The sequence below is a fragment of the Pandoraea morbifera genome, from assembly GCF_902459575.1.
In the GTDB taxonomy this organism is placed as follows: Bacteria; Pseudomonadota; Gammaproteobacteria; order Burkholderiales; family Burkholderiaceae; genus Pandoraea; species Pandoraea morbifera.
The window spans coordinates 22254-45781 of the sequence record NZ_CABPSD010000021.1 but is presented as its reverse complement, the minus strand read 5'-3'; the positions used below and the strand labels follow the sequence as shown (position 1 = coordinate 45781).

Below are 23528 nucleotides of genomic sequence, written 5' to 3'. Positions count from 1 at the left end.
GAGGAACCTGACGCTTGTTCATCGATCATCCGCCGCCGCGAGACGAGCAACCGAATCCATACAAGGGCAACCGGGGCGTGATGCGCGCCTGGCGCGCGCTGAAGTATTCCCTGTCCGGCTTCAAATTTGCCGTGTTCGAGGAGAGCGCCTTCCGACAGGAACTGGCGCTCGCCGTCATCCTGTTGCCGGCGGCCATCTTCCTGCCGGTGACGGCCGTCGAGCGCGTGCTGCTCATAGGCTCGATCCTGCTCGTGCTCATCATCGAGCTGATCAACTCCAGCATCGAAGCGGCCATCGACCGCATTTCGCTGGAGCGCCACGAGCTGTCGAAACGGGCGAAGGATTTCGGCAGCGCGGCGGTGCTCATTGCGCTCGGTCTGTGCCTGCTCACCTGGGTATCGCTCGCCGGTCCCGTCATCGTCGATCTCGTACGTACAGCGTTTTTCTGATATCGCTCGTCGCCCCGCGCCCATGCTTGGCAGTGCCCGGCTGCCGGGTATAATCGGTCGCCGTATACCTGATACTCCTCAACTCATAATGGCAAGCGGAGAATCTCCTTCGCCGAGCTTGCCAGCCACCGGGGCCGACAGTCATGGAAGCAAAGCCGCCACGCCGAACCCGCGAACGAATTCTTGAGGTGTCGCTTCGACTCTTCAACGAAATCGGCGAACCCAACGTCACGACCACCACGATTGCCGAGGAGATGAAAATCAGCCCGGGCAATCTGTACTACCATTTCCGCAATAAAGACGACATCATCAACAGCATCTTCGCGCAGTTCGAGCAGGAAATCGAACGGCGCCTGAGGCTGCCCGACGATCACAAGCCCACGCTCGACGAGGTCTGGACATATTTGCAATACATGTCCGAATTCCTGTGGCGCTTCCGGTTTCTTTATCGCGACCTCAACGACCTGCTTGCGCGCAACCGCACGCTCGAGACGCACTTCAAGCAGATCGTGGGCCACAAGAAACGCTTCGCGCGCGAGATGTGCGACCTGCTCGTGGCCGACGGCGAGATGGAAATCACGCCCGAGCAGATCGAAGTGGTCACCACCAACATGGTGGTGCTCTCCACGTACTGGTTGTCCTATCAATTCGTGATGAACCCGCGCAAGTACAACGATCCCGAAGAAATCGGCGCCGGGCTGCACCAGTCCAGCTACCACATCCTCTCGCAGATGGCGCCTTATCTGAAAGGCCGCTCGCGCGAGCTGTACGAGAAGATGGCACGTGAATCATCGGCCAAGGGAGCACAGTAAGGCATGTCGTCGGAAGTCAAATCCATCTGCATCTATTGCGGCGCCGCCACGGGCGCGCGCCCGGCCTACGCCGAGGCCGCCCGCGAACTGGGCCGTCGCATGGCCGAGGCAGGCATTCGCCTCGTGTATGGGGGCGGCAAAGTCGGCCTGATGGGCATCATCGCCGACGCCGTGCTCGCCCACGGTGGCCAGGCCATCGGCGTCATTCCGAAGGCGTTGATGGAGAAGGAAGTCGGCCACACCGGCCTGACCGAGCTGCACGTCGTCGAGAACATGCATCAGCGCAAGCAGATGATGGCCGATCTGTCGGACGCCTTCATCGCCATGCCCGGCGGCATCGGCACCTGCGAAGAGCTGTTCGAAGTCTTCACATGGCTGCAGATCGGCTACCACGCCAAACCGATCGGCCTGCTCAATGTCGAGCAGTATTACGATCCGCTGATGACGTTCCTCAAGTCGATGGTGACGGAACAGTTTCTCAAGGCGCCGCAGCTCGATCAGTTGCAGATCGCCACGTCCCCGGAGGCGCTACTCGATACGATGCGTCATTTCAAGCCAGCGCAAATTGATCGCTGGGCCAACCAGCGCTCGCAGATCTGAGCCTCCGGCAACTCCCCTCGACGCGCATCGTCGCGCTGCGTGGCCCAATCGCCGCGCAGCGCAAGTAACAGGCCGGCAGCCGCACGGCCGCTCGCCAGCGCTTGGCCGGGAGATTTCCCGAGCTGCCGGTCGATCCCCATCGGTTGCCTCGTCGGCTGTCTCGCCAACAACGCCATCGCCTTAACCATCCCCTTCGCCAATCGATGGCGCCGCTGCGCCGGGCAAGGACTCGTTGCGCGTCGGCGGGGGATGCTGCGTCGCCCCGGGCCTAGGGCATCACGCCATAGCCGCTGTCGGGCCCTCCACGCCGGGGTTGAACTCTTGCGGAATGGGCGACTCAGACTTCCGTTGTATGCGTACACGCGCACGCACGACCGCCCCGACATCTGGACGGGTCCACGTTCCCCGACGCGCTACTTGCCCATCATGTTAAAGATGCTTCGCCCCATGCGGCTACTGCGATCGCGCTGGCTGCGACCGCACGCCGGCCTGCTGCTGCGCCGCAGCCTGTGGCAACCCACGCCGCGCGGCGTGGCCATCGGCCTGGCCTGTGGGGTGTTTTTCGGGATTCTGATTCCGTTCGGACAAATGCTCGTCGCGATACTGGCGGCGGCCCTGCTGCGCGGCAACCTGTTTCTGGCGGCCCTCGGCACGCTGGTGACCAATCCGCTCACGGCACCGTTCGTTTACCTCGGGGCTCACCGGCTGGGCCGATGGATGCTGACGTGGTCGCCACAAGCCGAGATCGAGGCGACTGTGGCGGCCGCGGCGCGCGCCGGCGAGAGCGTCTGGAGCCAGTTGACGAGCTTCGACTTTGGCACCGCGACACTGCATCTGGCCGCCGGGCTTACGGCATGCTCCATCGTGGGCGGCGCACTCGCGTACGTCATCGGCTATTTCGCCATTCGCTGGCGGGAGCGCCGCCAGCCCGTCGGCATCACGATGGCGGCATCGCGACGTCGCGGCTGATCCCGCCTGGCACGCTCCCCGGGGTCAAAACGACGATCCCGGCTGTTTGAGGAACTCGATCTCCTCGGGCGTCGACACGCGTCCGAGCGCGGCGTTGCGGTGCGGGTATCGGCCGAATCGTTCGATGATCACGGCGTGCTTGCGGGCGTAGTCGAGATTGTCGACCAGTCCCGACGCCTTCGCGAGACGCTCATACAGCGCGAGCGAGCGTTGCTGACTGTCGAGCGACTCGTCATGCTCGAACGGCAGATAGACGAAAACCCGGTGCTGCGGCGTAGGCAGACGCTGATCGTCTCCCGCCTCCACCAGACACCGCGCCACCGCCAGCGCCTGCGCGTCCCCGGCAAACGCTTTCGCCTGGCCACGGTACAGATTGCGCGAGAATTGATCGAGCACCACGATCAGTGCGCAGGCGCCCGACGGTGTCGCCGCCCAATCGGCCAACGCACCGGCGAGCGCCCGCTCATGCAACGAACCGAAGCGGCGGCGAATCTCTTCGTCGAACGCGTCGGATTTGCGAAACCATTCGACGCGCGCCATCCCGAAGTCAGGTGCGTCGGACGCGCCGAACCAGAAGTCGAGTACCGCCTGCCAGGGTGGGAGCTGCGAAGCCATGTCAGTTGCCGGAGTTGCCATCGATTGTCCTGATGCATGCAGAGTTGGCCTGCATGATGCCAGACTCAGGCAAATGCCAACACCACCCGGCGCGTGCGCGAGGTCTTCTTCTCGATCTTGGCCACGCGCAACGCACCGATTTCCGAGGTGTTCGCCACGTGCGTGCCGCCGCACGGCTGCAAATCGACGCCCTCGATGCGTACCAGACGCACTCGCCCCAACCCCACCGGCGGTTTTACACTCATGGTGCGGACCAGTTCGGGACGGGCGGCCATTTCCTCGTCGCTGATGCTGTCGATGGCCACGGGACGCGACGCCGCCACAAGGGCAGCGAGCCCGGCCTCGACCGTCTCGCGCTCGATCGGCTCGTTGGTGACGAAATCCAGTCGCGCATACTCGGTGGTGATGCTGCATCCGTCCACGGGGTGCGGCAACACCGCGCACATCAAATGCGAAGCCGTGTGAAAACGCATGTGTCGGAAACGCCGCTCCCAGTCGATCTCGGCCACCACGGTGTCGCCGACCGAGAATGCGCCCAGGACGTCGGCCTGACCTTCCGCCGGCACATGCACCGCGTCGTCGGGCGTGGCCCCCTCCAGCTTCGATTTGCGCGTGTCCGCGATGCTCAGGCGAGTACCGTCCGCAAGCACCAACGTACCGGCGTCACCAGCCTGACCGCCGCCGAGCGGATAAAAGACCGTTCGGTCGAGCATGATGCCGGTCTCGTCGATACGGGTGATGCGCGCCTCGCACTGGCGCAGATACGCGTCTTGTCGGAACAACGCTTCGGTCGTCATGGGGCCTCCTTTGGGAACGAACCATGTTCGCGCGACTTTCGGTCCTGTGACAAGTGACAATCCGCGGCCGTTGCACCAGTACGGTCGCTTCCGATGAAAGGGCCGTCCACCTCGCGACGCCTCGCTGCGCCGATGTCTCCCTGCCCCTCAGCCCACCACGCCGGTTCCCTCGAATTCTCCCAAGCGAGGCGACTTTGCGCCGTTGCGGACGCCGCGTGCGACGCTCGCACCCAAACCCCCCGCAGCCAGCGGCACGCCCCGAAAGCTTTGGCGCGCGCCGAAAGTCTCCGCAAGCATGGCCGCTTACAGTGCTCCCTCCCCCCAACTTCACTGGAATGCCGTGCCGCGATCGACACCTCCCCCACTCCCGACGCACCGTGCGTGCGCACCACAAGCCAACTCGCGCTTCCACGATTTCCCTGCGGCTTTCTCCCACGCCTGCGCCCTGCGCGATGCCCATGACCTGAGCGGCGCGGCCGATGCGTTCGGCAGTCTTTGCCTGCAGTATCCGGAACGGCTCGAGACCTTCAAGGCGCTCGGTTACGTCCTCCACGCGCTTGGCGACCATGATCGGGCGACCTCGCCCCTGCTCTTTGCATTCCTTTGCGATGGCACCGACCCCACGCCACTGTACTTCTGCGCGCTGAGCAAACAGCGCATCGGCGACCTTCGCGCGGCTCGCGAGATGGCGTCCGGCGCCCTCGACGTTGCCCGTTGCTCGCCCTGGCACGCGCGTGTGCAGGCCTCGGCACAACGTTTGCTCGACACCCTCTCATCCTCATGAACGACAGGAGACCCCTTCGATGAAATCCAGCCTCCCGCCGCAGTCCATCGCGATCCCCTGCCCGTCGCCCACCGCTTCGCCCGACAGCGGCCTTCACGATCCAGCCGCCGCGGGCATGCTCGACGAGGCCATGACCGCACTGTCCACCTCGTCGCACAGCCCACTTCCCCAGGGTTCACTTCCGCGCGTCCCGGCCCGGGCGACGATCGACACGCGATTGCCGATACTGACGCACGCACGACTTTCGGCGTTGTTCCAGCACTTCGTGACGGCGGCGGCGCACACGTCGATCTTCGCGCTCGCGCGCGCGAGCGAGGCGCTCGACGAACGCACCGATCACAAGACGCTCAAACTTGAGCATCGTGCCGCAATGACCGGCACGGGGGTACTGTGTGCGTCGACAGCGCTTGACTGTCTCGCGGCGACTGCAGCCTTTCTCGATCGCGACAAGACCGCCCGGCAGATCAAGGACACACAATGGCTGCCGTGGCTGGCCAACCTGTCGCAGGCGCTAAGACCGTTCGCGGACCATTTCAAGACGATACAGAACGGCATCACCAACGCCGCACTGTTCGGCGCGGTTGGCTCGGCCGGGGCGTTGTGGGCAACACGCGAGGGACTGAGCGAGGCGCAGTCCACGCTGACGCCGGACGGCGATGGCATCGAGGCCGGTCCGTCGCCACACCACGCAGCCTCGACCAGCAATCGCCTCGAGTGCGCGCAACTGGCCGCGGCGCTGGCCAGCACGACCGTGCGCGCGATTGTCCCGCCGATTGTCACCACGTGCGTCAATCTGGACGAAGCGAAACAGAAGCGGCGTCGCTACGACTTGACCGAAGCGCTCGGATCGTCCTCGAACGACGGCCCGGTCGACCCCCAACGGTTCCGCACGTTGGAGGACACCCTGCCCCTGCCCGGGATTCAAACGATCGCTTGAACCTGTTTGCCCGGATCGATCCTCTCGCTCGCCGGACGGCCGCCCCCGCCGCCCGGCGCGGCGAACGCGGCAAGCGGTCGGCGCATGCACATTTTTCGACTAGGGTGAGTCCGAATAGAAGTGAAATTCGATGTCTCTACGATCAACATCAGATACATCTTGCATGCTAATAATATGCACACAAAGCAGGCAAACAGGACGAGCAAACATGAGCGTCAGACATCCGGGGCCGCGAGGCTCTCGCACCGGCGGATCTGACCCGGCCCCTTGAACCGTTTCGACGGCGTGTGCCCTCCCCCCCGATGGGCACACGCGACGGCGCGGAACGTATTACTTGGTTTGCAGCAGCGGTGCATGGGTCGGGGCATCGACCCGGATTTATCGAGGCAGGACAGGGAAATTCAGGCCACCATGCGGGGGAATAATGAGAAATAACGGTGCCGTTTCTGGCAGAGAGTACGACTACGATGAGCACGACATGCTGGTCTCCGCGACCGACTTGTCTAGCGTCATTCAATATTGCAACCCGGCCTTCGTCGAGGTTTCGGGATTCGAGAAGGAGGACCTGATCGGGCAGCCGCATAACGTCATCCGGCATCCCGACATGCCGCCGGAAGCCTTTGCGGACATGTGGAAAACGATTCGCGCCGGGCGATCCTGGAGCGCGCTGGTCAAGAACCGGCGACGCGACGGCGACCACTACTGGGTGCGCGCGAACGTGACCCCGATCGTGGAAAACGGTGAGGCGGTTGGCTACCTGAGCGTGAGGACCAAACCCGGGCGCGATGAAGTCGCGGCCGCCGAAGCGCTGTACGCCGACATGCGCGCCAACCGGAGCCGGTTCCGCCTGTCCTCAGGACAACTCGTGAGAAAGGGCCTGCCGGGGCTGCTAGGCAACTGGCGGCGCGGACTGGTCAGTCACCGGGCCACACTGACCACCCTCGCGGGACCGGCGGTCATTGCCGGTGGCTGGTCGCTCGAGCCGCGTCTGCCTTCGGCGTGGATGCTGTGCGCCGTCGTGAGCATCAGTGTCCTGCTCGTCTCCGTTCCGGTGTATTGGCTCGAACGTGCGCGACGTCGGCAACTCGCGCAGGTCGGCGATCTCGCCGGACGATTGGCGGCGGGTGATCTGACCGTCAGCACCGACCGGTCGTCGCACCAGGAGCTCGCCAGCCTGATTCGGAACCTCACGCAGTTGAAGGTCAGCCTGATTGCCATCGTGTCCGATGTGAGGCGTCAGATCGAAGGGGTGAAGCGCGCGACTACCGAGATCGCCGGCGGCAACACCGACCTGTCGGCCCGCACGGAGGATCAGGCCGCTTCGCTCGAGCAGACAGCGGCGTCGCTGGAACAGCTGACGGCCACGGTCTCGAACAACGCACAGTCGGCCGCACGGGCGAGCGCGCTGCTCAGCGAGGCACGCGATGCCACGGCGCTCGGCGTCGACGCCGTGAGGAGCACCGAGCACACAATGAAGGAGATCGCGCAGGCGTCGGCCCAGATCACGTCGATTGTCGGCGCCATCGACGGCATCGCGTTTCAGACCAACGTGCTCGCGCTGAACGCGGCGGTCGAGGCGGCACGCGCGGGCGAGGCCGGTAAGGGGTTTGCCGTGGTGGCCGGCGAAGTGCGCAGTCTGGCACAGCGGTGTGCGGCGTCCGCCAAGGAGATCAAGCGGATCGTCACCGAGACTGTCACGACATCGGAGCGCGGCGGGGAGATGGTGGCCAACATGGCGTCTCAGATCGCCAAGATCGATTCCGCCATGAGCCGGGTGTCGGTGGTGATGGACGAGGTTGCCACCGCCAGCAGCGAACAGGCCAAGGGCCTGGCGGGCATCAACGGCGCCGTGGTGCAGCTCGACGACTCGACGCAGCAAAACGCCGCGTTGGTCCAGCAAAGCGCCACCACCGCGGAACAGCTGTCGGGCCAGGCCAACGTGCTCGACGAAGCCGTGCGGCTGTTCTCGCTGCCCGGCAGAACCTCGCCATCGCGACCCGTCGCGATGGCGCCGGTGCTCCGACGCGTCCAGTAACGTCATCGCGCGCATCGAGACGGCGTAAGTCGTCTCGACCGTCTGACGGCCCGGCGGCGCGAACGCCGGGTCGGCGGCGAAGGCCCTCGCGAACTTTCGCCCGCCGCACCCACGCACATCCGACTTGCCACGCTCAGACTTTGCGCAGAAACGCGGCCTTGAGCATGAAGTTGCCAGCCTCCATTTTGCAATCGACTTCGTGGTCGCCGCCGACGAGGCGAATGCTCTTGACCTTGGTCCCGACCTTCAACGTGATCGAGGAGCCCTTGACCTTCAGGTCCTTGATCAGCACGACGGCGTCGCCATTGGCGAGCACATTGCCGTTCGCGTCCCGTACGACGGCGTCCTGCGCCTCATCCTCCGCAGCGACTGCCGCCATCGGCCATTCGTACGCGCAATCGGCGCAGACGTAGTTGTCCCCGTCGGGATACGTGTTCTCCAGGGAGCATTGGGGGCAGGCAGGCACATTCGACATGGATTTGTTCCGAATTTCAGGGATCGTCACGGGTGCACGGCAGTTTGATGGATCTGCAGAATATGCACACGTCATGTGCATATCATTATAATGCAATGCATACTCTCCGAAGCGAACACGTATGATCGCCCTGCGTGAAGCCTACCGTGCCGGTCTGCTGCGTCCTCAGCAATGGCTACCCAATATCGTGGCCGGCCTGGTCGTTGGCGTCGTCGCGCTGCCGCTGGCCATGGCGTTCGCGATCGCGTCGGGGGCGAAGCCTGAGCAAGGGCTTTATACCGCCATCGTCGCGGGGCTGGTCGTCTCGTGCACCGGAGGCAGCCGGGTGCAGATCGCCGGGCCGACGGGCGCGTTCATCGTCATCTTGTCGGGCATTACGGCCCGGTACGGCATCGACGGACTTCAGTTGGCCACGCTCATGGCGGGCGTCATGCTGTGGGCGATGGGCAAGGCGCGTCTGGGCGGCGTCATCAAGTTCATTCCGGCCCCGGTGATCGTGGGATTCACCACGGGCATCGGCGTCATCATCTGGATCGGGCAGTGGCCGGACTTCTTCGGCTTGCCGAGGATCACGGGCGCGCACTTTCACGAAAAATTCTGGCACACGTTGCAGGCGCTCCCCGGCCTGCACCTCGCGACAACGGCAATTGCCCTGCTCACGCTGCTCACGGTCGTCGTGACGCCGCGCCTTCCCCATCTGCGGCGGGTGCCCGGCCCGCTCGTCGGGCTGGTGCTTGCGACGTCGCTTCAGTCCCTCTTTCGTTTCGACGGCGTGGCCACCATCGGGAGCACTTTCGGCGGCATCGCGCAAGGGCTTCCCAGCTTCTCGATGCCAACCGTCTCACTCTCGCGCGTGCTTGAACTCATTGGCCCGGCCTTCACGATCGCGATGCTCGGCGCCATCGAGTCGCTGCTCTCGGCGGTAGTCGCCGACGGCATGACCGGTCAGCGGCACAATGCGAACCAGGAATTGCAGGGACAGGGGCTGGCCAATATCCTGTCGCCGCTGTTTGGCGGCTTTGCCGCGACCGGGGCCATCGCCCGCACGGCGACCAATATCCGCAACGGGGGAACCAGCCCGATCGCGGGCATCGTCCATGCCGCAACGCTCGCCATGATCGTCGTGTTCCTCGCCCCGCTGGCGACCCGCATTCCGCTCGCGTCGCTCGCCGCAATCCTGTTCATCGTCGCTTACAACATGAGCGAGTTGCGCCACTTCGTTCGCATGGCACGTCAGGCGCCGAAGGCCGACGTCGCGATCCTGCTCGTCACCTTCTTGCTGACCGTGTTCGCCGATCTGGTGGTGGCCGTCAACATCGGCGTGATTCTCGCAACACTGCAATTCTTGCGGCGCATGTCATCGTCGGTCGAAGTCACCCAGCAATCGGGCGACGAGATCTCGGGCGAGCTGGGCGCTCAGGCCCGTTTGAAACTGCCGCCGAGCGTGCTCGTCTTCGCGATCGACGGCCCGTTCTTCTTCGGCGCCGTGGAGAACTTCGAGCGCGCGCTGGTGCAGACACACTCCGATCCGCGTGTTCTGCTCATCCGGCTTCGACGCGTGCCGTTCATCGACATGACTGGGTTGCAGGTACTCGACGAGGTCATCGGAAAACTTCAGAAACGTGGCGTGACGGTGGTGGTCAGCGAAGCCAATGACCGGGTGCGGGGCAAATTGCGCAAGGCGGGCATTCTCGCCACCCTCGGCGATCCCAACTATGTGAGCACGTTTGCCGACGCCATCGCGCGCTGCGACGCGATTGCCGGGACGAGCGAATCGGCGTCGCAGGCGCATCAGGTCGAGCTTCGGGACGGCGGCGCGCTCCCCGCCAGGCACGCCGGCGACGACGCAAAGGGCGGCACGACGCCTTGACCCGGCGGCCATCGCACGAGTGCGGATGCGTGGGGATCGGCGCACCTGAACGCGCACGGGCGCGCGCGTGAGCCGCTAACGTCTGTGCACACAGCGCAGGCCACGGACGCCTGGCGGAACGGCATCCATCATGTATTATAATTTGATTAACATAATGAACCTCATCAGCGATGGAAACGAAAAGCGCACGACTCACCGTTCTGATCGACCCGGTCAAGAAAGACGCGTTCGAAAAGCTCTGCGCCGCCCAGGATCTCACGCCGTCTCAGGTGGTGCGTCAACTGATTCGCGAATACCTCGAACACCATGGCGTGACGTACAAGACAAAAAGCGTCATCGGCAGCCGGTCACGCGCGAAATCCGAATAGATAACTGCGACAATCAGTCGAATAGGCAGCGCCCGCCGGCAGCCACGGCGGGCGCGGCGTCAACCGGTGACGCGCGACGGCACCAGCGCACGCAGGCCGCGGCGCGAACGGAACAGCAACGTGATCACGATCGTCATGTTCAGCAGATTCCACGCAATGCCATTCAGGAATGCCGCGTGGTAGCTGCCGGTCAGGTCGAACACCTTGCCCGACATCCACCCACCCAGCGCCATTCCCAGCAGCGTCGCCATCAGCACGGTGCCAACGCGTCCGCCCGCCTCGGATGCGGGGAAATACTCTCGCACCACAATCGCGTAAGCCGGCACGATGCCGCCCTGGAACAGCCCGAACAGCGCGGAAATGACATAGAGCGACGCCAGCCCGTCGAACGGCAGGAAAAGCAGCAGTGCCACGCACTGGAGCACGCTGCCGAGCAGCAGGGTGCGCAGCCCGCCGATGCGATCGCAGATCAGCCCCGATACGAGCCGGCTCACGATGCCGAAGCCCAACATCAGCGACAGCATCTGCGCGCCACGCGCCACGCCGTAACCGAGGTCGCCGCAATACGCCACGATGTGCACCTGCGGCATGGCCATCGCCACGCAGCAGGCAACCCCCGCGACGTTCAGCAGTGCTTGCGCCATGCCGGCGCTCAGGCCGAACGGCCGCGACGAGGCCAGTTGACCGGCCGCAGCCGAATGGGCCGATGCCCCTGCCGCCGTCGCCGGCGTGGTGACCGACACGACGGGCCGGATCGCGGGTGACCGGGCGCGCATGAACAATGCCAGCACGAACATCGTCACGCCGCAGAACACGCCGAGCTCGATATACGTCTGGCGCCATCCGTGGCGCTCGACCAATGCCTGAACAATGGGCGGCCAGATGGCCCCGGACAGATAGTTGCCACTGGCGCATACCGCCACGGCAATTCCCCGCCGACGAACGAACCACAGGGTGGTATCGGCGATGAGCGGACCGAGCGTCGTCGCGCTACCCATCGCGCCAACGAGCAACGCCTGGATGACGGTGAACGCGAGAATGCCGCTGGCGAATCCGCTGGCCGCGAAGCCGATGCCAAGCGAGAGCGCGCCGACGAGCAGCGGACGCATCACGCCGAAGCGATCGGCCATCCGTCCCATCGCGATCCCGCCCAGCCCGAAGCCGATCATCAGGAAGGTGTAAGGCAGTGCGGCCTGGGCGCGCGGCACGCCGAACTCGGCCTGCACGGCGGGCAACACCACGGAGACGATGTACATACTGCTACTGCCCACCGTCATGATGAGCAGCGCCACCATCAGCCGAAATACGGCATAGCGCGAATCGGGCAGGTGGATAGCGGTCTGCATGCGGTCTCCTGAACGAGCTCGATCGAGTCGAGCGAATAATTCTTGGTGTTCAGGATACCCGATACCCGTCCTCCCACGCCCACCACGCGCGTGCGGAACCGATCGCGCACCGATCGACCGTGTGCGGTGTTTCCTCCGTTGAGGGATCGACGGCGACTAGCCGTTGCGGTTGCGCATCCAGTCGGCGGTGCCGTGAAACGCCTGCATCAGGCGTTCCTGCAACGACGCTTCCACGCCGATGTCCTGCATCGCCCAGGCCATGCATCGCAGCCACTGGTCACGCTCGCTCGTGGCGATCGGGAACGGCAGATGGCGGGCGCGCAGCATGGGGTGACCGAAGCGCTCGATGTAGTGGTTCGGACCACCCAGCCAGCCGCACAGGAACCAGAACAGCTTGTCGCGTGAGTCGCCCAACGATTCCGGGTGCAGGCTGCGAATACCCGCGAACTCCGGCTCCAGATCCATCAGGTCGTAAAAGCGGTCGACGAGCTCGCGCACGCGGTCTTCGCCGCCGAGCAGGGAAAAGGCGGTCGGCTGCGCAGGGGTGTCCTGCGCATCGTCGTCCGCCCGGGAAGTTTGCGGGGTGTTTTCGTTCGTCATGGGCGATATTGTGCCCCAGGCCCGTCACGCTTGCCATGTCCCCGGGCCGCGGCAGGTTGCCGCGCCCGGACGAGCCATCCGGGCCGCCTCCGGTCGGCTTTCAATCGGCTTTCAATCGGCTTCCCGCCTGTTTCCGGACCGCGCCGGAGCGGTGATCAAACGTCGCGCAGCGTGCGAAGCGCCGATTGACGCAGCACCGCGCGCAGGCCGCTCCATCCGCCGATCAGCGCACACAGCACGCCCGCGCCCACGCCGAGCACCGGCAGCCACGGATTGAAGGTCAGTGCGAATTCGAAAACGTAGCGCGCCAGCGCCCACCCCAGCGCCCCCGCGCCGAACGCCGCCAGCAGGCCCGCGAGCGCGCCGACCGTCACGAGCTCGGCGAGGTGCACGTCGCGCAGTTGCCGCGACGACGCGCCCAGCGCGCGAAGGATGCCGCTCTCGCGCATGCGCTCGTCGCGGGTGCCGGCCAACGCCGCGTAAAGGACCAGCACGCCCGCTGCGAGCGTGAAGAGGAACAGTGCCTGCACGGCGTCGATCACCTGCGCCAGAATCTGCTGGATCTGCGCGAGCAAGGCGCCCGTATCGATGACCGTCACATTCGGAAACTGACGCACCAGTGCGTCCGCGATCGGCTGCTGACTCGGCGCGAGATGAAACGAGGTGATCCAGGTCGTCGGGAAATCGCGCAGCGCGGCCGGCGGCATGACCACGAAGAAATTCACACGCATCGATCCCCAGTCGAGCTTGCGCAGGCTCGTGATCGGCGCATCGATGGTCTGCCCCGTCACCTCGAAGCGCAACGTGTCGCCGAGCTTCAGGCCCAATGTCTTCGCAATGCCCTCTTCCATCGAGACTTGCGGCATCGTCGCGTTACCGTACCACTGCCCGGACGTAATGCGGTTGCCATCGGGTAATGCTGCTGTGTACGAGAGATTGAATTCGCGCTCGGCGAGACGCCGCGCGCGTTCCTCCGTGTAGCTCTCGCCCGTCACCGGCTTGCCGTTCACGGCGGTCAACCGCGCGCGAATCATTGGCGAGAGCTGCACGTCCGGCAGCCCCGCGGCGCGCAACTGCGCGAGGACCGCGGCGTCCTGCCCGGGTTGAATGTCGATGACAAAACGGTTCGGGGCATCCGGCGGGCTCGACTGACGCCAACCGGCCACCAGATCATTGCGCGTGACCGCCAGGAGCAGCAGCGCCATCAAGCCGAGGCCCAACGCCACCACCTGAAGCGCACTGCCGAGTCCGCGACGACGCAGGCCGGCAACCGCATAGCGCCATCCAATGCCGCCCATTGCGCCACCGGCCGCACCGCGGGCACGCGCCCACGCCGCCAGCACGCGGATCGCCAGCCAGGCAAGCACGCCGAAGACGACCGCCCCGAGCACAAAACCGCCGGCGACCATCGCGCCCAGACGCAGATCCCGCGCGGCGAACAGCAGCAGTGCCCCGAAGGCCAGCGCACTCGCGCCGTAGGCAAGCCAGCCCTGCCGCCGCGCCCCCCCGACGACATCGCGGCGCAACACGTGCAGCGGCGCGACCTCCGACAGCGGCAGCAGCGGCGGCAGCGCAAAGCCCAGCAGCATCACCATCGCGCTCGCCAGCCCGAACGCGGCGGGGCGCCATGTCGGCGCCGGCAGCCCGGCCGGGATGACATCGCCGAGTTGCGCGATCAGCACCCAATGCGCGAGATAACCGAGCCCCACCCCGAGCATGCCGCCGATGAGGCCAAGGCCGACGAATTCGAGCGTAACCATGCCGCGCAGGGCGCGACGCGGCAGCCCGAGGCACCGCATGACCGCACACGCGTCGAGATGTCGCTCGCTGTAGCGGCGCGACGCGATACCGACCGCCACGGCGGCGAGCACCGCGGCAAGCAGCGCCACCAGTGACAGGAAGCGCTCGGCGCGATCGAGCGTCTGGCGCACCTGCGGCTGACCGTCGTCCAGTGATTCGATGTGTACGCCGCGGGCCCGCTCGGCGGCTGCACGCGCCCATGCCGCGAACTTGCCGACCTGCGCGTCGGGCCCCGCGACCAGCAGGCGGTAGGTGATCCGGCTGCCGAACTGCACCAGTCCGGTCGACGGCAATTCGTCGAAGCGCATCATCACGCGCGGTGCCAGCGACCCGAACCCGTAGCCACGATCCATTTCCCGGGTGATGACGGCCGCGATGCGCAGCGTGCGATTGCCGACGCGGATCGAGTCGCCGGGCTTGACGTGCAGGGCGTCGAGCAGGGCCGAATCGACCCAGACCGTACCGGGGGCGGGAATGTCGGCGGCTGGCGCGTCCGGCGTATCGACACCGGCATCGGGGGCGGTGCGCACCCGGCCGCGCAGCGGGTAACCCCCGCTGACGGCTTTGAGCGACGACAAACGGCTCGCGCTGACCTGGCCGCCTCCACCGCTTCCACCGGTCGCGCTGGCCATGCTGGGAAAGTTGGCGACGACGGCCGTGGTCAGGCCGTCTGCCTTCGCCTGCCGGTCGAATTCGGCAGACAACGGGGCGTCGCTGCGCACGACGAGATCGGCGGCGAGCATCTGACGCGCATCGCGTTCGAGCCCGCCCTGCATCCGATCCGAGAGAAATCCCACACTGGAAAGCGCCCCCACCGCCAGCAGCAGCGCCACGAGAAGCAGATGCAACTCCCCCGCGCGCCAGTCGCGCAGGAACATCCGCCATGCCTGGCGGGCAACCTCAGTGAACCCCATCGTTCCTCAATCCTTTGACCCGCGCCAGCAACGAGCGCCAACCACGCCAGACCCGAGGCAACCACCACCAGGCGAGCACCACGAAGACCAGCAGCATCACGAGAAAAACGGCGGGAAGGAAGAACGCCAGCGCCAGCCCACCCACCGTGGAGACATCTTCGCCAGCTGAGGCCGCGACGTTGGAGAATGGTTCCGGCGACGTATTGATCAGCGCCCGGCTGCCCGCCTTGGCCAGATGCGCGGTGCCGGCAAGCGCGCCGCCGGCGAGACCGGCCAGCACCGTGACCGTCGGGTCCATCTGTCCAAGGGCGGCCGCGCCCAGCACGATTCCCGCCGGGATGCGGATGAACGTGTGAATCGCATCCCAGGCGCTGTCGACGAAGGGAATTTTGTCGGCAAAGAACTCGATGGCCGCCAGCACACCCGCCGTGGCGATCACCCACGTCGACGCCAGCACCTCCAGCGATGGCGGCAGATGCAGCCAACCCAGACGCGCAGCCATTCCCGCGCAGAACACCGTGAGATACAACCGCAGACCACTGCCCCAAGACAGCCCTGCGCCCAGCGCAATCGATTCAAGCATGGTGACCTCGCTGCCGCCGGCATGACGGCGTCGCACGATCACGCGCCTCCTACCGCCGACGCGGAAACGACCTGACAAACGCGCGCTCAGCGGGTTTTCCGACCGTTACCGCGCCATTATGCCGCGCGTGGCGTGAACGCACCACCGGCCACGGAAAACGTGGGGAAACCACCACGTCCGGCGCTCCGGTGCTCCGGTGCTCAGGCCGCAGTGAGTTTCAGGCCCACCAGGCCCGCGAGGATCAGGGTCACGCTGGCAATGCGGGCAGCGGACGCAGACTCGCCAAACAACACGATACCGAGCACGAAAGCGCCGACCGCGCCGATGCCGGTCCAGATCGCGTAGGCCGTTCCCAACGGCAACGAGCGCACCGCCAGCGCCAGCAGCCAGACGCTGCCGATCATGGAGGCGATCGTAAAAACGGAAGGGACGAGGCGGGAAAAACCTTCGGTGTACTTGAGGCCAACTGCCCAGGCCACTTCAAGCAAACCGGCGATAACAAGAATAATCCAGGCCATGACGAACTCCGATGTAGTGGTCGGGGTCGTCCCCGGAAAATTGGGCCGCTTGCCGGGTCGTCCCGTCAAGGGTTCCATCGGATATCGAAGAAAATGGCACTCGGCCGGCATTGCGATGCCACGGAGTCCGGCCCGGCCTCGGGCGAACGTGCGGAATGCACGCGCAAGACTTCGACACACGTTGCCTACGCCGAAACACGTCGGAACACGTAGGAACACGTAGGAACACGTCGGAACGCGTCGCAACACGTCGAAGCATGTCGAAATGCGTCGAAACGCATTGGAGTGCGTCAACCGGGGCCGAGATAACCACCGCGCGCTTCGGATGGAACTGCGCGATTTTATCAAAGGCCACGACATCCCGAGAGACGCCCTGTCACCGGCAGGGGCTTTCGTCCACGCCAAGACGCCCCGACCTCAGCAGGTCGCGTCGACCTCGAGTCGATAGCCTACGCCGGTCTCCGTGAGGATGTGCTTCGGCTGGGCCGGATCGGCCTCGAGCTTCTGGCGCAGGTGTCCCATGTAAATGCGCAGATAGTGATTGCTCTCGACGTGAGACGGCCCCCACACCTCCTTGAGCAGTTGGCGGTGCGTGAGCACACGCCCGGCGTGGCGCACGAGCGTGACGAGCAGGCGGTATTCGATTGGTGTGAGGTGCACGGCCTCGCCAGCCCGGGTGACCTTGCGGCGTGCCAGGTCGACGCTAATCTCGCCGAAAGAGAACGCCTCGCCGAGCGTTTCGGCATTGCCGCCGCGATGATGACGCCGCAACTGCGCGCGAATCCGTGCAAGCAGCTCCGACACGCCGAACGGCTTGGTCAGATAGTCGTCGGCGCCGACATCGAGCGCCACGACCTTCTCCGCTTCCTCGTTGCGTGCGGACAGCACGATGATCGGCATGTCCGTCCAGCTCCGCACTTCCCGAATGACTTCCACGCCGTCGATGTCCGGCAGGCCCAGATCCACGATCAGCAGATCGGGCTTGCGCGTGGCCGCCTCGACCATGCCCTGCCTACCGGCCTCCGCCTCGTGAACGATCATGCCTTCGGCTTCGAGCGAGGTGCGCAGAAATCGGCGGATTTGTCTTTCGTCTTCGATCACCACGATGGTGACGGTCGGTTCACTCATGTTCTCGTGTCGCGTTGGTGCCTGGCTCGCGTGTCGGATTCGCGTCGTCGTGATGGGCAACGGCGTCCTCGTCGAGGCGCGCGTGCCGACCCGGCGCTGCAAGGTCGTCGTCCTGCTCGGCGAACGCCGCATCGCCCCGCATGGGCGCCAGTGGGGCAAGGGGGCCAGGGGGAGCCTCGGGCGGGACTTCGAGGGGCAGCGTGAAGGTGAAGCGCGCGCCGTGCCCCTGTGGCACGTTGTCAGCGTGGATTCTACCGCCGTGCGCCTCGACGATGGCGCGACAGATGGCCAGGCCGAGCCCGATGCCGGGCTTCGATGACTCTTTCTCCCCCCGCATGAACTTCTCGAAAATACGTCCCTCGGTACCCGAGGGCAGGCCGGGGCCGTCGTCGCTCACGCTCACCTCGACCATGTCGCCCCGCACGCGCGCGGCGATCTCGATGTGCGAACCGGGCGGCGAATACTTGGCTGCGTTCTCCAGCAGGTTCGCGAACAATCGCTCGAGCAGCACGGCGTCGAAGCGAAGCAACGGCAGGTCGGCCGGCACACGCGTCGTGACCGTGTGTGCGGCAAGCACTCTGCGACAGGCCCGCAACGACGTGCCGACCACTTCCTCAAGCATCTGCCACTGACGATTGAGCTGCACGCCCCCGGCCTGCAACTTCGCCATATCGAGCAGGTTGGTCACCAGTCCGGTCATGCGCTGCGCCTCCTCGTGGATGGCATCGACGAGCTCGGTGCGCAGCGGCCCCGGCGTCTGGGCATTGCGACTGAGCATGCTCGCGAAGCCGACGATCGAGGTCAGCGGCGTGCGCAGATCGTGCGAGATCGCCGACAGCAGTGAATTGCGCAACCGCTCCGATTCCATCGTCACCAGCGCGTCCTGTGCGATCTCCACGTAATGCACGCGCTCGAGGGCCAGTGCGATCTGCGCCGCGAATGTGTCGAGCAAACGTTGCTGCTCGGGCGAGCCCAGCGCGCCGTCGGCGTTCGGCTGGGCGGCAACCACGAGAACGCCGCGCGTGCGCATCGGGGCACGCAGCGGCAGGTAGTAAGCGTCCGATGCGGGAAGCGTATCGGTGCCGCGCCCCGCGGCCTGCTGACGGTCGTAGACCCATTGCGCGACGTCCGTGTCGATATGCGCCGGCATGGTCTCAACCTGCACATTCTCCACGGGCTGACGCACGCTGCCCTGACTGTCCGGCAGCAACAGGGCCACGCGCGCCTGAAACACCTCGCGCACGTGGCGCGCACCGATCTCCAGAATCTGTGGCGTCGTAAGCGCCGCCGCCAGTTCGCGCGCCATCGCATACACCGCGCCCGTACGTCGCTCGCGCCAGGTGGCCAGTCGCGCCTGAAATCGCAGACTCGTCGTCAGGTGACTGATGACGAGCGCCACCGTGAGCATGACGGCAAACGTGAGCAGGTACTGCGTATCGGAGACCGACAGCGACATCTTCGGCGGCACGAAGAAGAAGTCGAACGCCACCACCGACAGGAACGACGCCAATACCCCCGGCCCACGCCCGAGCCGCATGGCGACCACGATCACGCCGAGCAGATAAAGCATGGCGATGTTGGCGAGATCGAGGAGCGACGTGAGCTCAGCGGCAGCGAGCGACACCGCGCCGCACACGGCAGCGGCCCACGCGTAGGCGCGCCACGGGCCGCCGACGATCCCGAGTTCCGGCACCCCCGTATCGACCCAGTCGCGCCAGTCGCCGCGCACCACGCGCCCGTCCGCCGTGGCGTCGCCCACCGCCGGGGCAATGAGCACGACTTCCACGCCGCGAGCGAGCCGCACCAATGACTCGTGCAACGGCGTGCGCGCAGTCCACCAGCGCCGCGCGCCGCTCGCGCCGACCACCAGTTTCGAGACGTTGCGCATCTGCGCGTAGGCAAGCAGGGTGGTCGCCGCGTTCGCGCCGTCGAGCGTCAGTGTCTCGGCACCCAGTTCCTGGGCGAGTTTGAGTGTCGCGTATGTCGCTTCGCGACGCGCGGGCGACTGCTTCAGAATGGCGGGCGTTTCCACGTGCACGGCCAACCAGTCGGCGCGCAGACTCGCCGCCAGCCGCGCCGCGGCGCGCACAAGGGTCACCCCTTCCGGGCCCGGGCCGATCGCGACAAGCAGTCGCTCCCGCGCCTGCCAGACATGTCCGATCGACTGATCCGCGCGGTACTCGCGCATCTGCGCGTCCACGCGGTCTGCGGTGCGGCGCAGTGCCAGCTCGCGCAACGCGATCAGATTGCCCTTGCGGAAGAAGTTGCGTACGGCCCGCTCCGCCTGCGCCGGCATGTACACCTTGCCCTCGCGCATTCGCTCGAGCAACTCGTCCGGCGGCAGATCGACCAGCTTCACCTCGTCGGCCAGATCGAACACTCGGTCCGGCACCGTCTCCCAGACGCGAATACCGGTGATTTGTCCGACCACGTCGTTGAGCCGTTCCAGATGCTGCACATTGAGCGTGGTGTACACGTCGATGCCCGCCCCCAGCAACTCCTGAACGTCCTGCCAGCGCTTCGGGTGTCGGCCGCCGGGCACATTCGTGTGCGCCAGTTCGTCGATCAGCGCCACGGCAGGCTTACGCGCGAGCATGCCGTCGAGGTCGAACTCTCGCAGCACCCGGCCACGATACTCGACCGACTGCTGCGGCAACACTTCGAGGCCTTCGAGCAAACTCGCCGTTTCTTCGCGGCCGTGCGTCTCGAGCACGCCGACCACGACGTCGGTGCCCTCCTCGCGCAGCTTGCGCGCGGCCTGCAACATCGCATATGTCTTGCCGACGCCAGCCGACGCACCGAAGAAAATCTTCAGACGCCCGCGCTGCTCGCGCGCTTCGTCGCGATGCAGCTTGTCGAGCAATTCGTCGGGATCGGGGCGTTCCATGCCTGCCATCGAATCATTCCAGTGAAAGTACGCCAATCGAGAGAGTCGGGAGGCTTGCCCTCCCCGAAACCGCGCGACGAGAGAAGGGTCACGGGTCGGCCACGCCACCCTCCCGTGCCGCGCAGCCCGGACAACATCACCGGTCGCCCGATGACGCGAAAGGCGGCGAGCCAAAGGCGCACCGCCAATCTACCGCAGGCGACCGGGCAAAACCAGCGATTCCCGGTCAGCGGCCGCCGTCGGCCTGCTTATCGGACGCCGCCGTGCGCCGACTCGTCCAATGCCATGTTGAGTCTCAGAACATTCACCCGGGGCTCTCCGAAAATTCCCCACTGGCGGCCCGACGTGCAACGCGCCACGAGTGCCTGCACGGCGTCCGGCGTCATGTTACGGGCCTTGGCCACGCGCGCGATCTGATATGCGGCGGCGGCCGGGCTGATGTCCGGGTCGAGCCCGCTTGCCGACGCCGTCACCAGATCGGCGGGCACCGGCAATGTGGCGTCGGGATCGGCGTCGCGCAGCGCGGCGATGCGCGCCTTGACGGCGTCGGCGAGGGCGGGATTGAGCGGACCGTAGTTCGACCCGCCGGACGCCGTGCCGTTGTCCGGGTTAGGCGCCGTGGCCGACAGGCGTCCCCAGAAGTATTTCGGCTCGTCGAAATTCTGGCCGATCAGCGACGAGCCCACGGCCTTGCCGCTCCCGTCGAAGACGAGGCTGCCGGCTGCTTCGTGCGCGAACGCCGCCCGGCCGATGCCGGTGACGACGAGCGGATATACCAGACCCGTGATGACCGAGAGCACCACGAACAGGCTCAACATCGGTCGCAAGAGGGTTTTCATGACATCGATTCCTTGAAGTATGAGCAAGTGGCCCGGGCACCGCGTGCCCGGGCGCCGCGAGATCAGGCCCAGCCCATCGCGGCGATGAACATGTCGATCGCCTTGATGCCGACGAACGGCACCAGAATCCCGCCCAGACCGTAGATCACGAGGTTGCGGCGCAGCAGCGTTGCGGCGCCAAGCGGGCGGTATCTCACGCCCTTTAGCGCGAGCGGAATCAGCACCACGATGATGAGCGCGTTGAAGATCACCGCGGACAGGATGGCCGACGACGGGCTCGCAAGCCGCATCACGTTGAGCGCGTCGAGCTGCGGATACGTCGTGGCGAACGCGGCCGGAATGATCGCGAAGTACTTCGCCACGTCGTTGGCGATCGAGAACGTGGTGAGACTGCCGCGCGTCATGAGCATCTGCTTGCCGATCTCGACGATCTCAATGAGCTTGGTCGGATTCGAATCCAGGTCGACCATGTTGCCGGCTTCCTTTGCCGCCTGCGTGCCCGAGTTCATCGCCACGGCCACGTCGGCCTGCGCGAGGGCCGGCGCATCGTTCGTGCCATCGCCTGTCATGGCCACCAGCTTGCCTTCGGCCTGGTATTTGCGAATCGTCTCGAGCTTCGCTTCCGGCGTGGCTTCCGCGAGGAAGTCGTCGACACCGGCTTCAGCCGCGATGGCAGCGGCGGTGAGACGGTTGTCTCCCGTCACCATGAGGGTCGTGATGCCCATTTGACGCAGTTCCGCGAAACGCTCCTTGATTCCGCCCTTGACCACGTCCTTCAGTTCGATCACACCGAGGGCACGCGTGCCCTGCGGGTCCTGTTCGGCCACCACCAGGGGTGTGCTGCCGCGACGCGCGATGTCGTCGACCGCCGTGGCGAGCGCCGCGGGCCACACGCCGCCGGCCGCTTCCACATAGCGCTTGACGGCGTCGGCTGCGCCCTTGCGAATCTGCCGATCGGCCAGGTCAACGCCGCTCATGCGCGTTTGGGCGGAGAACGGGATGAACGACGCATGGAGGCCACTCATCTCGCGCTCGCGCAGATTGAAGCGCTGCTTGGCGAGCACCGCGATGCTGCGGCCTTCCGGCGTCTCGTCGGCCAGCGACGCGAGCTGCGCGGCGTCGGCCAGCGCGCGCTCGTCAACGCCCGGCGCGGGCACGAACTGCGAGGCCTGTCGATTGCCGAGCGTAATCGTGCCGGTCTTGTCGAGCAACAGCACGTCCACGTCGCCCGCAGCCTCGACAGCGCGGCCGGACGTGGCAATGACGTTGGCCTGCATCATGCGGCTCATGCCTGCCACCCCAATGGCCGAGAGCAATCCGCCGATGGTCGTCGGGATCAGGCACACCAGCAATGCCACGAGAACAGTGATCGTCACCGGCTGTCCCGCGTGCGTGACGAGTACGCTGTAGATCGAGTAAGGCAGCAGCGTGGCCGTGGCGAGCAGCAGCACCAGCGTGAGCGCGACAAGCAAGATCGTGAGCGCGATTTCGTTCGGCGTTTTCTTGCGCTTGGCCCCTTCCACCATCGCGATCATGCGATCGAGAAACGCCTCGCCGGGATTGACCGTCACCTTCATGACAATCCAGTCGGAGAGCACGCGCGTGCCACCGGTCACGGCCGAGAAGTCCCCCCCCGATTCGCGGATGACCGGTGCGGATTCGCCGGTGATCGCCGATTCGTCGACCGAAGCCACGCCTTCGATCACTTCACCGTCGGCAGGCACCACGTCGCCGGCCTCGACGAGCACGAAGTCGCCGCGACGCAGGCTGGCACTATCGATCACCAGGCACTGCGCGTCGCGTTGCGCGGCGCGCAATTGCTTGGCCGGCACGTTCTTCTTCGCCTGCCGCAGCGACGCGGCCTGTGCCTTGCTGCGCCCTTCGGCCAGCGCTTCGGCGAAGTTCGCGAACAAGACCGTGAACCACAGCCACAGCGCGATCGCAAGGATGAACGGCGCGCTCGTCTCGGCGTGGCCCGCCAGGGCCATGCCGAAGAGCACCGTGGTAAGCACGCTGCCGACGTAGACCACGAACATCACCGGGTTCCTGGCCTGCGTGAGCGGATGCAGCTTGCGGAACGAGTCGACGATGGCCGGCTTGACGATGGCGGGGTCGAACATCGACTTCACGGCCGACGCATGCCCTTCGCCCACCGGCCGGGTGACGGTATTTCCTGAGGTTTGATTCATGAGTGCCTCGAAT

Annotated in this window: 21 protein-coding genes; 9 read left to right on the top strand and 12 right to left on the bottom strand. The window is 65.7% G+C overall.

Annotation, left to right across the window (positions count from 1 at the left end):
- Nucleotides 1-14: 14 nt before the first annotated feature.
- From PMO31116_RS22260 to PMO31116_RS22245, 4 genes are all read left to right on the top strand, one after another.
- A complete protein-coding gene (locus PMO31116_RS22260; RefSeq protein ID WP_023871638.1) occupies nucleotides 15-449 on the top strand; it encodes a diacylglycerol kinase in 435 nt (144 codons plus the stop codon).
- A 143-nt stretch (nucleotides 450-592) separates the two neighbouring features.
- Nucleotides 593-1261 carry a TetR/AcrR family transcriptional regulator gene (locus tag PMO31116_RS22255; protein ID WP_023595460.1) on the top strand — a complete coding sequence of 223 codons (669 nt, stop codon included), beginning with the start codon at nucleotides 593-595 and terminating at the stop codon, nucleotides 1259-1261.
- A gap of 3 nt (nucleotides 1262-1264) precedes the next feature.
- Nucleotides 1265-1861: an LOG family protein gene (locus PMO31116_RS22250; protein WP_150568606.1), complete on the top strand. Its 597-nt coding sequence runs from the start codon at nucleotides 1265-1267 to the stop codon at nucleotides 1859-1861.
- A gap of 447 nt (nucleotides 1862-2308) precedes the next feature.
- Nucleotides 2309-2830, top strand: a complete 522-nt coding sequence (locus tag PMO31116_RS22245; RefSeq protein ID WP_174971707.1) for a DUF2062 domain-containing protein — start codon at nucleotides 2309-2311, stop codon at nucleotides 2828-2830.
- A 24-nt stretch (nucleotides 2831-2854) separates the two neighbouring features.
- On the opposite strand, the gene PMO31116_RS22240 is transcribed toward PMO31116_RS22245, so the two are convergent.
- Entirely contained in the window at nucleotides 2855-3445 is a 591-nt protein-coding gene (locus PMO31116_RS22240; protein ID WP_150568604.1) for a DUF924 family protein, read from the bottom strand.
- Nucleotides 3446-3510: 65 nt separating this feature from the next.
- A complete protein-coding gene (locus PMO31116_RS22235; RefSeq protein ID WP_150568603.1) occupies nucleotides 3511-4242 on the bottom strand; it encodes an alanyl-tRNA editing protein in 732 nt (243 codons plus the stop codon).
- 295 nt (nucleotides 4243-4537) lie between these two features.
- Between PMO31116_RS22235 and PMO31116_RS22230 the strand changes: the two genes are divergently transcribed.
- The 3 genes from PMO31116_RS22230 to PMO31116_RS22220 all read left to right on the top strand — a co-directional run bounded on the left by PMO31116_RS22230 (nucleotide 4538) and on the right by PMO31116_RS22220 (nucleotide 7998).
- Nucleotides 4538-5026: a hypothetical protein gene (locus tag PMO31116_RS22230; protein ID WP_150568602.1), complete on the top strand. Its 489-nt coding sequence runs from the start codon at nucleotides 4538-4540 to the stop codon at nucleotides 5024-5026.
- Between the two features lie 19 nt (nucleotides 5027-5045).
- Entirely contained in the window at nucleotides 5046-5963 is a 918-nt protein-coding gene (locus PMO31116_RS22225; RefSeq protein WP_150568601.1) for a hypothetical protein, read from the top strand.
- Between the two features lie 478 nt (nucleotides 5964-6441).
- A complete protein-coding gene (locus PMO31116_RS22220) occupies nucleotides 6442-7998 on the top strand; it encodes a methyl-accepting chemotaxis protein (protein ID WP_246185437.1) in 1557 nt (518 codons plus the stop codon).
- Nucleotides 7999-8131: 133 nt separating this feature from the next.
- Here PMO31116_RS22220 and PMO31116_RS22215 read toward each other — a convergent pair whose 3' ends face one another.
- The gene (locus PMO31116_RS22215; RefSeq protein ID WP_150568599.1) at nucleotides 8132-8473 is read right to left on the bottom strand and encodes a zinc ribbon domain-containing protein YjdM; all 342 of its coding nucleotides are present in this window, start codon (nucleotides 8471-8473) and stop codon (nucleotides 8132-8134) included.
- 121 nt (nucleotides 8474-8594) lie between these two features.
- Between PMO31116_RS22215 and PMO31116_RS22210 the strand changes: the two genes are divergently transcribed.
- Both PMO31116_RS22210 and PMO31116_RS22205 read left to right on the top strand, forming a co-directional pair.
- Complete coding sequence (locus PMO31116_RS22210; RefSeq protein ID WP_150568598.1) at nucleotides 8595-10343, top strand: SulP family inorganic anion transporter; 1749 nt, start codon at nucleotides 8595-8597, stop codon at nucleotides 10341-10343.
- Between the two features lie 170 nt (nucleotides 10344-10513).
- The gene (locus tag PMO31116_RS22205; RefSeq protein WP_023595450.1) at nucleotides 10514-10711 is read left to right on the top strand and encodes a ribbon-helix-helix protein, CopG family; all 198 of its coding nucleotides are present in this window, start codon (nucleotides 10514-10516) and stop codon (nucleotides 10709-10711) included.
- A 59-nt stretch (nucleotides 10712-10770) separates the two neighbouring features.
- On the opposite strand, the gene PMO31116_RS22200 is transcribed toward PMO31116_RS22205, so the two are convergent.
- From PMO31116_RS22200 to kdpB, 9 genes are all read right to left on the bottom strand, one after another.
- Nucleotides 10771-12057: an MFS transporter gene (locus PMO31116_RS22200; protein WP_246185436.1), complete on the bottom strand. Its 1287-nt coding sequence runs from the start codon at nucleotides 12055-12057 to the stop codon at nucleotides 10771-10773.
- A gap of 156 nt (nucleotides 12058-12213) precedes the next feature.
- On the bottom strand, nucleotides 12214-12657 hold the full coding sequence (locus PMO31116_RS22195) for a group II truncated hemoglobin (RefSeq protein ID WP_150568597.1): 444 nt from the start codon (nucleotides 12655-12657) through the stop codon (nucleotides 12214-12216).
- Nucleotides 12658-12812: 155 nt separating this feature from the next.
- The gene (locus PMO31116_RS22190) at nucleotides 12813-15371 is read right to left on the bottom strand and encodes an ABC transporter permease (protein ID WP_246185435.1); all 2559 of its coding nucleotides are present in this window, start codon (nucleotides 15369-15371) and stop codon (nucleotides 12813-12815) included.
- The gene (locus PMO31116_RS22185) at nucleotides 15358-15954 is read right to left on the bottom strand and encodes a DUF4126 domain-containing protein (protein WP_150568596.1); all 597 of its coding nucleotides are present in this window, start codon (nucleotides 15952-15954) and stop codon (nucleotides 15358-15360) included. The genes PMO31116_RS22190 and PMO31116_RS22185 overlap by 14 nt, the downstream gene beginning before the upstream one ends.
- Nucleotides 15955-16154: 200 nt before the next feature.
- The gene (sugE, locus tag PMO31116_RS22180; RefSeq protein WP_150568595.1) at nucleotides 16155-16472 is read right to left on the bottom strand and encodes a quaternary ammonium compound efflux SMR transporter SugE; all 318 of its coding nucleotides are present in this window, start codon (nucleotides 16470-16472) and stop codon (nucleotides 16155-16157) included.
- A gap of 417 nt (nucleotides 16473-16889) precedes the next feature.
- Complete coding sequence (kdpE, locus tag PMO31116_RS22175; RefSeq protein WP_150568594.1) at nucleotides 16890-17600, bottom strand: two-component system response regulator KdpE; 711 nt, start codon at nucleotides 17598-17600, stop codon at nucleotides 16890-16892.
- Complete coding sequence (locus PMO31116_RS22170; protein ID WP_150568621.1) at nucleotides 17593-20487, bottom strand: sensor histidine kinase; 2895 nt, start codon at nucleotides 20485-20487, stop codon at nucleotides 17593-17595. Before PMO31116_RS22170 ends, kdpE begins: the two co-directional genes overlap by 8 nt.
- Before the next feature lie 248 nt (nucleotides 20488-20735).
- Nucleotides 20736-21326: a potassium-transporting ATPase subunit KdpC gene (gene kdpC, locus PMO31116_RS22165; protein WP_150568593.1), complete on the bottom strand. Its 591-nt coding sequence runs from the start codon at nucleotides 21324-21326 to the stop codon at nucleotides 20736-20738.
- A gap of 62 nt (nucleotides 21327-21388) precedes the next feature.
- Nucleotides 21389-23515: a potassium-transporting ATPase subunit KdpB gene (gene kdpB / locus PMO31116_RS22160; protein WP_150568592.1), complete on the bottom strand. Its 2127-nt coding sequence runs from the start codon at nucleotides 23513-23515 to the stop codon at nucleotides 21389-21391.
- Nucleotides 23516-23528 lie beyond the last annotated feature (13 nt).